This window comes from Sphingopyxis indica (genome assembly GCF_900188185.1).
Taxonomy (GTDB): domain Bacteria; phylum Pseudomonadota; class Alphaproteobacteria; order Sphingomonadales; family Sphingomonadaceae; genus Sphingopyxis; species Sphingopyxis indica.
On record NZ_FZPA01000027.1, the window covers coordinates 1 to 10,161 of the forward strand.

Below are 10,161 nucleotides of genomic sequence, written 5' to 3' on the forward strand. Positions count from 1 at the left end.
TCCTTTGGTTCGTTGCAAAACCGCTGAATCAACGACTTGGGCGCGCGTCAAGCTAACCCGCTGACACCACTCAACTTAATTTCGGATCAGGCTCTGAGACTTTCCGTGCATCCAGATGCCGACCGACAGGAGAATGACAGCCGCGAGCAAGGATCCGAAGCCCTCGGTCAATTCGCGGCTCGCCCCGCTGACTCCGATGGCATAGGTCGCGAGCGCCCAAGTCAGGCCCCCTGCGGCAAGGGCCGCAACCCAGCCGGCATGCACATAACGCAGCGCCTCCGGGCGCTCGGCCTTTCGCAGGAAGGCGACGATCGCGATGACGACGAGGAGTGCCTCCAGGCCCTCACGCAGCAAGATCGTCAGGGCGCCGACAAAGGCCGACGTGCTGCTCGCCTGTTCGGGGGCGAGCACCTGCTCGGCATCGGTGAAGAGCGTGTCGAGCGCCGAAATCTCGTGGCGTACCTCGGCGACGGGCGCGCCCTTCTGGATGGCCGCGCGCACTGCCCCCATCGCCGTCTCGATCCGCGCCATCAGGGCGCCATCACGCGACGCGAGGAGCGGTTCCAGGGGTTCGAACCCGTCGAGATAAGCGGACAACGCAAGTTCTCCGGCTTGCTGCCTCTTCCCCGCAGCATATGCAGCGAAGCTCTGCTCGAGCCGTTCCCGCGCCAGCGCCAGCGACCCAGCCCCCGACCCCGTGACGGCCTGCGGATTAGCCCTGAGATAGGCCATCACGGCGTCGGCCTCCGGTTGTCCGATCTTCGCACCGAGCGCCGCCGGCGTCATTGCCGTCAGCGTAGGCATGTCAGGCACCAGGCGGCGCACACCAGCGTCGGATTGCCAGATCCGCTCGCCCTGCGTCGTATCACGGAAAGCGAAGCGGCCGCTGTAGAAGGCGAGAGCCCAGCGATCGGCGGCAGGAAGGTCGGCGAAACTTTGCATTGCCGTGCCGTCGAGGCCTTGCTCGATCACTTGGTAAAGCCCGAAGACGCTGCGTTCGCGAGCGCGCGCAGCATCGGAAAAGGCGATCGGCGGTGGATCGAGCCTGGCTGCATCGGGGCCGCGGCCATCGCCCGACATGCCGTGGCACGATGCGCAATTCTGCCCATAGAGAGTAGCGCCCCTCGCAAGATCTGGGCTGCGCGCCGGCGCAAGTGGCACCGGATAGGCGTTGAGCAACGCCGCTGCGACCGAACGGGCCTGCCGTGCGACTTCTCGTGGGCTTTCCTTGGCGACAACGGCTGCCTTCAGCCGCTTCGCGTCAGCCACCAATTGCGCACGTGCGCCTTTGGGTGGCAGCGCTGCAATATTCGCGGCGGCCGAATCGGTGAACTCGAGCATTTCGGCATATTCTGCCTGGCTGATGACCCGGCCGTCATGTACCGCACCGCCATAGTCCACCGCGACATAATCGAGCAGGCGCCAGGTAGTCTGCACCGACGTCGTGTCGGCGCGTGCCACGGCCGGAAGCAGCACCAGCATGGCAAGCAAGATTGCCGCAGCGCGCCGAAGCGTGGAATATGCCCTCATTTTGCTATGCCTGCGAAGGGCGCAGCTCGGCGCGTGCATTGCGCACGATCTCCGTGGCCGAATGCAGGAAGAGAAGGGCGATGACGCCCGCCACCAGAAGATCGGGCCAGGCGCTGCCCGTCCAGCCGACCAATATGGCCGCGACGATGACGGCGATATTCGCGATCGCATCGTTTCGGCTGAACAGCCAGATGGCCCGCACATTGGCATCGCCGTCCCGAAATCGCGAGAGAACCAGCGCCGCGGTCACGTTCACGGCCAAGGCGACTATGCCGATGACGCCCATGAGTTCGGCTTCGGGTGGCTCGGCATTTAAGGCCCGCGCCACGGCAAAGGCAATCACTCCCAGCCCGAGCGCACCGAGGAACAGTCCCTGGGTTAGCGCGATCCGTGCACGGCTTGCAGCAGACCATCCCAGCGCCAGTAATCCCACCAAAGTGATCGAACCGTCGCCGATGAAGTCGAGCGAATCCGCTTTGAGGGCCTGACTGTTGGCGATGAAGCCGCCGATGATTTCGCACACACCGAAACCGAGGTTGAGTATCACCACGATCCAGAGCGCCCGTCGATAGGCGGGATCACGCTCGGCACGCACGGTATCGCCCGTACAGCCACAGTTACTGTCGTTGCTTTCGCTCATCGCATTGTCCTACATTCTCCAGTAGCTGTAGAAGCAAGGCATTTCTGAGGTGCATATGGGCCGTGAGGTAGGACTTCCCATCGGAGCGCTGGCGAGCCGGACGGGTACGAAGGTCAATACAATCCGCTTCTACGAGGACATCGGGCTTCTACCACCGGCGGCGCGCACCGCCTCCGGACGTCGCAGCTATGGTCCCGAGGATGTCAGGCGCCTGGCGTTTATCCGGAGTGCGAGGGGGCTGGGATTTTCGATCGACGAAATTCGTTCACTGAAAGCCCTCGCGGCAGGACCCGAGCAGGACTGCGCCGAGGTTCGCGCTCTGGCGGCGCGACATTTGCTCGACGTCGACGAGCGTCTGGAACGCATGGTGCGCCTTCGCGCAGAACTCGCCCGGATCGTCCAGCTCTGTGAGGGCGGCCGCATAGCCGATTGCCGGGTGATTGAGGCGATCGAGGCGACGCTGCCGTCCGCGGTCTAGCGGTGGTTTCCTCGCACTCATCATTCGGTCTTCACCTTGTTATTTCTCAAATTCAGGGGTCGTCGCTTGCGGCGCCGCGAGTCTCCTTTCGGGCATCGCGCAGAATTTCGATGCCGCCCTTGATGGCAATCAGCGCAGTGGCGAACCCGACGAGCAAGTCGGGCCAGTTCGTGCCGAGCCACCAGACGAGGACGCCGGCGATCAGGATGCCGCCGTTCGAAACGAAGTCGTTGAAGCTGAAGGTCGTTGCCGCACGAAGGTTGACGTCGGGATTCTGAATGCGCTGAAGCAGCTTCAGGCAGGCATAGTTCACCACCGCCGCGACCGCCGACATGATCATCATCGTAGCGCCGATCGGTTCGCTACCCTGAAAGTAGCGCCGCCCGACATCGAACAGGACGCCGGCCGCGAAGATCAATAGCATAACGCCCGACGCTGTAGCCGCGCGGGTCTTCCATTTGATGCCATGGCTTAGTGCGACAAGGCTCAGGGCATAGACCGCCGCGTCCGATAAATTGTCGAGGCCATTCGCGATGAGGGCGCTCGAATCTCCCAGCGCGCCGGTTATGAGAAAGGCGATGGCGATCGCCGCGTTCAGGAAAAGAACGATCTGGAGGGTCTGCTTTTCGCGGTCGGTGCTGCCTGTCTTGTCTATCATTTCACGCTCCTCATACCAAGCATCCCTAAAAGGAGGCGGAACCCCTCAGGGTTCCGCCCCTGTTCGCGGCCGGCCGCTTGCGCCCAAGCGCTGCAGCAAACCGTGAGGGCCTGGCTTCAGGTCGCAAGGCCGGGCTCACGCCGCGGCCCGGCGACTTCCTCTTCTTCGATCTTCGCGCTGCGACTGTGGACCATGAGGTACAGCGCGGGCAGGACGAGCAGCGTCAGGATCGTCGATGAGATGATCCCGCCGATGACCACGGTCGCCAGCGGCCGTTGCACCTCGGATCCTGCCCCGACATTGAGCGCCATCGGTACGAAGCCGAGCGACGCAACCAGCGCGGTCATCATCACCGGCCTGAGGCGGGTCAGCGCGCCCTCGCGGATTGCATCGACGAGCGCCTTTCCGCGTTCGCGAAGATCCTTGATGAAGGATAGCATCACCACGCCGTTGAGCACCGCGACCCCGGAGAGTGCGATGAACCCGACGCCCGCCGAGATGGAGAGCGGAATGTCGCGAAGCGCCAGCGCCGCGACCCCTCCCGTCAGCGCCAGCGGCACGCCCGAGAAGACGATGGCCGCATCGCGAACCGACCCGAACAGCATGAACAAGAGGCCGAAGATCAGCAGCAGAACGAGCGGCACCACGATCTGGAGGCGCTCGGTCGCCGACTGGAGCTGCTCGAACGTCCCGCCATATTCTATATAATAACCGTCGGGCAGCACGACATCGGCTTCGACCTTCTGGGTCAGTTCGTCGATGAACGAGCCGAGATCGCGACCACGGACATTCGCCGTGATCACCGCGCGGCGTTTGCCATTCTCGCGGCTGATCTGGTTCGGCCCCGCCGCGAGCGATATCTCCGCAAGCTCCGAAAGCGGCACGAAGCCGCCGGCCGGAAGCGCAACGGGGAGATTGCCGAGCGACGCGAGGTCGGTGCGAATGGCCTCGGGAAGCCGGACGACGACGTCGAAACGCCGGTCGCCCTCGAAGAGCTCGCCCGCCTGCCGCCCGCCAGTCGCGGTCGAAACCGCATCCTGGACCGTCTCCATGCTCACGCCATAGCGCGCAAGCTTGTCGCGATCGGGCGTGACCGAAAGCATCGGCAGGCCGGTGACCTGTTCGAGCTTCACGTCCTGCGCGCCCGCGATCCCGCCGGCCACCTCCTCGATCGCCCGCCCCGATTCGAGCAGTTGATCGAGATCGTCGCCGAACAGCTTGATCGCGACGTCGGCGCGAACGCCGGCGATCAGTTCATTCATCCGCATCTTCACCGGCTGGGTGAACTCGTAATTGTTCCCCGGCACTTCGTTTACCGCCTTGTTGAGCTCGGCGACGAGCTGGTCGCGCGGCTTTCTGGGCTCGGGCCACTCCTTCCGATCCTTGAGCATGATGAAATTGTCGGCGACCGACGGTGGCATCGGATCGGTCGCGACCTCGGGCGTGCCGATCTTCGCGAACACCCGCTCGACTTCGGGGAACTGCCTGATCCTCTTCTCCAGCGCCTCCTGCATCGCGATCGACTGGGTCAGGCTCGTTCCCGGAATGCGCATCGCGTGCATCGCGATATCGCCTTCGTCGAGGTCCGGGATGAACTCGGACCCGAGACTCGTCGCCGCCACGCCGCTGAGCGCGACGAGCAGCAGCGCACCCGAAAGCGCCGCCTTCGGCCAATTCAGGACGCGGTCGAGCATCGGACGATAGCCCTTGCCGAGACCGCGCATCAGCCAATTCTCCTTCTCCTCGACCTTGCCGGTAACGAAGAGCGCCACCGCGGCCGGAACCAGGGTGAGCGACAGGAGAAGAGCAGCGGTCAGCGCGAGGACGACCGTGATCGCCATCGGGTGGAAGGTCTTTCCTTCGACGCCTTCGAGCGCGAAGATCGGCAGATAGACCGCGGTGATGATGATGATGCCGAAGATGCTCGGCTTGATCACTTCGGCGCTCGCCGAGGCAACGAGGCCGAAGCGTTCGTCGCGATCGAGCAGCCGTCCGAGCCTGTGCTGTGCCTCGCCAAGCCTGCGAAGACAATTTTCGACGATGATGACGGCCCCGTCGACGATGAGGCCGAAGTCGAGCGCGCCGAGGCTCATGAGGTTCGCCGATGTCCGCGTCTGGAGCATGCCCGTCAGCGTCATCAGCATGGCAACGGGAATAACCGCCGCCGTGATCAGCGCCGCCCGGAAATTGCCGAGCAGCAGGAAGAGGATCACGATGACGAGCAGCGCGCCCTCGGCGAGATTCTTCTGCACCGTCGAAATCGTCCGTTCGACGAGCGCGGTGCGATCATAGAGCGGCTTCGCGACAACACCCTTCGGCAAAGCACGCGACGCTTCGACGAGGCGTTCGGCCGAGGCCTGCGCCACCACGCGCGGATTTTGTCCGATCAGCATCGAGACCGTTGCGAGGACGACCTCCTTGCCATTCTCAGTCGCCGCGCCCGTGCGAAGGCCCGAACCGATCGCGACATCGGCGACGTCGGCGATCCGGATCGGAACGCCGCCGCGGGTGGCGACGATGATCTGCGACAGGTCGCGCTCATTGTTCGCCTGCCCCGGCACCCGGATCAATATCTGTTCGCCGCTGCGCTCGACATAGCCGGCGCCGCGATTTGCATTATTGGCCTCCAGCGCGGTGACGACATCGTTGAGCGAGAGATTGAGCGAAGCGAGCGAGGCCGGATAGGGGGTCACATGATATTGGCGGGCATAGCCGCCGATCGTGTTGATCTCGGCGACCCCCGGGATCGTGCGCATCTGCGGCCGGATGACCCAGTCGGACATCGTTCGGAGGTCTTCCGCCGTGTAGGGCGTGCCATCCGGCTTTCGTGCGCCCGGTTCGGCTTCGATCGAGAACATGAAGATCTCGCCGAGGCCGGTGGAAATCGGCCCCATTTCGGGCGCCATACCGGGCGGCAGCTGCCCCTTTGCGGCCTGGAGCCGCTCGTTGACCTGCTGGCGCGCGAAATAGATGTCGGTCCCGTCCTCGAAAACGACCGTGACCTGACTCAGGCCGTAGCGCGAGATCGACCTGGTATAGTTGAGGTTGGGGATGCCCGCGATCGCGGTCTCAATCGGGTAGGTGATCCGCTGCTCGGCTTCGAGCGGCGAATAGCCTTCAGCCTTGGTATTGATCTGGACCTGGACGTTGGTGATGTCGGGAACGGCGTCGATGGGCAATTTGGTCGCGCTCCACGCGCCGATCGCGCACAGGAGCGCGACGACCGCGAGGACGAGCCATCGTTGCCGGATCGAAAAGCCTATGGTTCTGGCTAGCATATTATCCTGCTCCCCGATCAATGGTCGTGGCCCGCGCCGGACTTTTCGATGTCGGCGCGAACGAGGAAACTGCCCTTGGTGACATAGGCGGTGCCGGGCTTGATGCCCGACAGGACCTCGGTCCATTCGGGCGACGAACGGCCGAGTTTCAGCATGCGGACCTCATAGTCCTGCCCGAAATTGGCATAGACCACCTTGAAGTCGCGGAAGGGCTGGATCGCCTCGGTACGCACGGCCAGCGGCACGGTGACGGGGTTGACCATCACGCGGCCGCGCAAGGCCATGCCGGGGCGCAGCGTTCCCGAGCGGTTGGGGATGGTCGCGCGGATGAGCGCAGTGCCCGCCTCGACATTGCCGTCGGGCAGGAACTGCTCGAGTGGCGCGGTCGCGATCTCGGCGCCGTCCTGCGTCTCGACCGTCACCCGCATGCCCGGACGGATAATCGCGAGGTCACGGGGGAAGATGTTGAAGACGACCGTCGTCTGCGCGGGATCGGTGACCACATAGAGTGCACGCCCGTCGGTGACGTCGCCGGGGTTGGCGTTGCGCTCGGCGATCACGCCGCCGACCGTCGCATAGACTGGATAGACCTGGAGGCTCTCGCTGGACTCGATGCGCGCGAGAAGCTCTCCGCGGCGGACGCTGTCACCCACCGCCTTGGTCACCGAGACGACGCGGCCGGGAAACTGGCCGCGAATTTCGGAGCGGGCGGTCGGAGACAATTGGACGGTGCCGTAGAGTTCGCGCATCTCGCCGACCGTCGCCGGTCCGACGACCGCGGTTTCGATGCCTCCGGCCTTCGCGGCGTCCGCCGCGATCCGCGTGCGGCCTTCGGGGTTCGCATATTTCCAGACGTGCCGCTTGCCGCCAGTCACCGCGACAACCTCGACGTCGAAGCTGTGCGGTTCGGTGACGACACCTTGCCCTGCGAGGAATTTGCCCTGCGGGCGGAAGGTGAAGCGATCGACGTCGCCGCCAAGCCGCGTGAGCGTGATGGCGAGCTGGACATCCTTGGGATCGACCGGCTTGCCGTCCCGCGTCGCGAAAACGCGGAATTGCGGCTCGGTGCCATTCTCGAAGATCGTGACCTCGACCGCGAAATCGCCATTCTTGAGCAATTTGCCGCCGTTCGGGCCCTTGGCATCTTCCTCGCCTTCGCCCTCGGCGTGGCTTTCGCCTTCTTCATGCTTGTCTTCGCCCTCGGCTCCGCCGCCGCAGGCAGCGAGAGGCACGGCAAGGAACAGCGCCGCAGCCGCGGCGGGAAATGGAAACTTCTTCATGGAATATTCTCCGCAAGGGGAGCCGCATCGAAGCGGCCGGTCAGGCGATCGATCTCCGCGAGCAAATCGCGGTAGCGGCTCATGGCCTCGGCCCACTGACCCTGGATCTGGATGATGACGTCGGCGGCATCCTGTACGTCGGCGAACAGGAACCCGCCGCGGGCATAGCCTTCGCGCACCTGGCCGAGCGTCTTCACCGCCTTCGGATAGACGTCGTTCATGATGCCCTCGGCCCGGACGCGTGCGGCGTCGGCGTCGGCGCGCAGCGACGCGAGGCGCCGCAGCCGCTCGAGCCGGCTCGCTTCGGATTGGAACTCGAGCTGCCGCCGTTCGGCCTGCGCCCGGGCGATATTGCCCTGATTGCGGTCGAACCGTCCGAGCGGGATCGAGATTCCGCCGAGAACGGCGACATCATTGGTCTCGCGAAGGAAGCGAGTGCCGCCCGACACCGTATAGTCCTGATGCGCACGGCTTTGCTCGACGACAACCTGTGCCCGGGCGCGGTCGACGGCCGCGTCGACGACGGCCGCATCGGCCTCGGCGAGCGGCAGATCGCGCGGATCGGGCTTCTCGATCCCCTCGGCAATGACGAGGCTATCGGGGGTGCCGCCCCAGAAGGAGGTAAGCAAGGCGCGTGCGGACTGCCGTTTCGCCTGGGCTTCCTTCAGGGCCAGTTCGGCTTCGAGGATGCGGGCATCGGCGCGCGTCTCGACGAAGAGCGGATCCTTGTAGCCGCGCACGCGCCGGATCGCTTCGGTCCGCATCTCCTTTTCGAGTTTGACGCGATCCTCTGCGATCCAGACCATCTGCTCGGCGATCTGGGCGTCAATATAGGCGCGCTGCACTTCCTGGGCGATGTCGAGCCGGACGAGCCGCCACTGCGCCTCGGCCAGAACGACCCCGCGCTCGGCAAGTGCCATCCGAGCCTCCCGCTTTCCGCCGCGTTCGAGCGGCTGCGAATAGGTGACGGTCAGTTCCGACTGTCGGAACAGGCCATAGCTGCCCGTGCCGACGCCATTGTCCATATCGACCGAGACGGTCGGATTGGGACGAGCGCGGGCTTGCAGCTGATCGGCACGCGCGGCGTCGACCCCCGCTTCACCCGCTCTGAGCTCGGGCGATGCAGCGATGGCCCGCTCGACCGCCTGGTCGAGCGTTAGCGGCTGGGCCCAAACGGACCCCGCCAGCAGCGCAGCCCCGGCCAACAGGGCGGCGCGCATATGGATATGCATGAATGATCACTCCTGAACGGTTCGACTGAGCGCAGGCCGGAAAGGGGCCGCGCGGCAGGCGTCGTTCAGGCGAGGGGAGGGTTCAGGGGAGGAGCGAGCGCGCGCGAAGCGAGGCGCGTCGCGGGCAGCACGAAGTGGAGGCCGCCGGAAAAACAGGATAGATCGTCATGACCCGAAATGGCCTGATCAGATGCGACCGGACAATTGTGGTGACTGCCGTGGAGGTCGGCGTCCTGCTGACCCTTTGAAGAGTCCTTATCCGACGCATGACTCGATTCGGCATGGTAGGAAAGATGGGAATCCGACGCATGGTGCGTCATGCCAGCCATCGCCGGTGCAGAATTGTGGAGCCCGCTGAGCAGCAGGATGAACACAAGCAACAGGCGAAGGAGAGCGCCGGACATGCGCGCGCCCCTAACAGCGAATGGCCTGTTCCGAAAGTCCAAATCCGGATCAGCCCTTCCGGCCCGGCCTTTCCACGAAGGACCGGGCCGCTTCGATGAGCGCAGATAACTCACCGGGAATCGGCATCGGCATGAAGGCACTCACGCCGGCGCGCCCATTATTTCCGGCAGGAAGTCGGCCCGTCAGCGAGCCCAACAGGACGAGCAGCAAGCGCGCCGCCTGGCCAGCAGTCTCCTTCCAGTTCCCCAGCATCATAGCGTAGCGGAGCATGTGCCAGTGCGAGGCGAGGTGGGCGCCCATATAGGGCTGACTGAGAATATGCTCCCATTCGAGCGCTTTCCACGCGCCGGCCCGATCTCCGATCCGGCGCGCTTCGTAAAAGGTGCGATATTGTTCGCGCAGCAACGGCAGGACAAGGGCCTTGTCTAGGCGCTCAGGTGTTGGCTTCGTCGTCATGGTTTACCCCATCTCGTCTCGGAAAGGTTTGTGCATCCTGTAGTAGATACAGGGTCAAGCCCCTCATGTTCGTGCGAATGTTTTTCGGGGCCCGTGGCCGATATCGCTAAGAGCCTGATCCGAAATTAAGTTGAGTGGTGTCAGCGGGTTAGCTTGACGCGCGCCCAAGTCGTTGATTCAGCGGTTTTGCAACGAACCAAAGGA

Annotated in this window: 8 protein-coding genes and 1 pseudogene; 1 reads left to right on the top strand and 8 read right to left on the bottom strand. The window is 64.3% G+C overall.

Features of this window, described 5'->3' with window-relative positions:
• Positions 1–90 precede the first annotated feature (90 nt).
• Together CHB69_RS19315 and CHB69_RS19320 are read right to left on the bottom strand one after the other, a co-directional pair.
• A pseudogene (locus CHB69_RS19315) lies at positions 91–1,530 on the bottom strand (c-type cytochrome); the annotation flags it as partial.
• Between the two features lie 4 nt (positions 1,531–1,534).
• A complete protein-coding gene (locus tag CHB69_RS19320; protein WP_058818128.1) occupies positions 1,535–2,170 on the bottom strand; it encodes a cation diffusion facilitator family transporter in 636 nt (211 codons plus the stop codon).
• Between the two features lie 55 nt (positions 2,171–2,225).
• On the opposite strand from CHB69_RS19320, the gene CHB69_RS19325 reads away from it, so the two are divergent.
• A complete protein-coding gene (locus tag CHB69_RS19325; protein ID WP_058818127.1) occupies positions 2,226–2,648 on the top strand; it encodes a MerR family transcriptional regulator in 423 nt (140 codons plus the stop codon).
• A 52-nt stretch (positions 2,649–2,700) separates the two neighbouring features.
• Here the strand turns inward: CHB69_RS19325 and CHB69_RS19330 are convergent, their stop codons facing one another.
• The 6 genes from CHB69_RS19330 to CHB69_RS19355 all read right to left on the bottom strand — a co-directional run bounded on the left by CHB69_RS19330 (position 2,701) and on the right by CHB69_RS19355 (position 9,957).
• Positions 2,701–3,306, bottom strand: coding sequence for a cation efflux transmembrane domain-containing protein (locus tag CHB69_RS19330; RefSeq protein ID WP_058818126.1), 606 nt, complete (start codon positions 3,304–3,306; stop codon positions 2,701–2,703).
• 116 nt (positions 3,307–3,422) lie between these two features.
• Complete coding sequence (locus tag CHB69_RS19335; RefSeq protein ID WP_089217534.1) at positions 3,423–6,584, bottom strand: efflux RND transporter permease subunit; 3,162 nt, start codon at positions 6,582–6,584, stop codon at positions 3,423–3,425.
• 17 nt (positions 6,585–6,601) lie between these two features.
• Positions 6,602–7,864 (bottom strand): efflux RND transporter periplasmic adaptor subunit, encoded by a 1,263-nt coding sequence (locus CHB69_RS19340; RefSeq protein ID WP_089217535.1) that lies wholly within the window; start codon positions 7,862–7,864, stop codon positions 6,602–6,604.
• Positions 7,861–9,096, bottom strand: coding sequence for a TolC family protein (locus CHB69_RS19345; protein ID WP_089217536.1), 1,236 nt, complete (start codon positions 9,094–9,096; stop codon positions 7,861–7,863). The genes CHB69_RS19340 and CHB69_RS19345 overlap by 4 nt, the downstream gene beginning before the upstream one ends.
• Positions 9,097–9,161: 65 nt before the next feature.
• Positions 9,162–9,500, bottom strand: a complete 339-nt coding sequence (locus CHB69_RS19350; protein ID WP_089217537.1) for a hypothetical protein — start codon at positions 9,498–9,500, stop codon at positions 9,162–9,164.
• Between the two features lie 49 nt (positions 9,501–9,549).
• Positions 9,550–9,957: a DUF3703 domain-containing protein gene (locus CHB69_RS19355; RefSeq protein WP_089217538.1), complete on the bottom strand. Its 408-nt coding sequence runs from the start codon at positions 9,955–9,957 to the stop codon at positions 9,550–9,552.
• Positions 9,958–10,161: the final 204 nt, after the last annotated feature.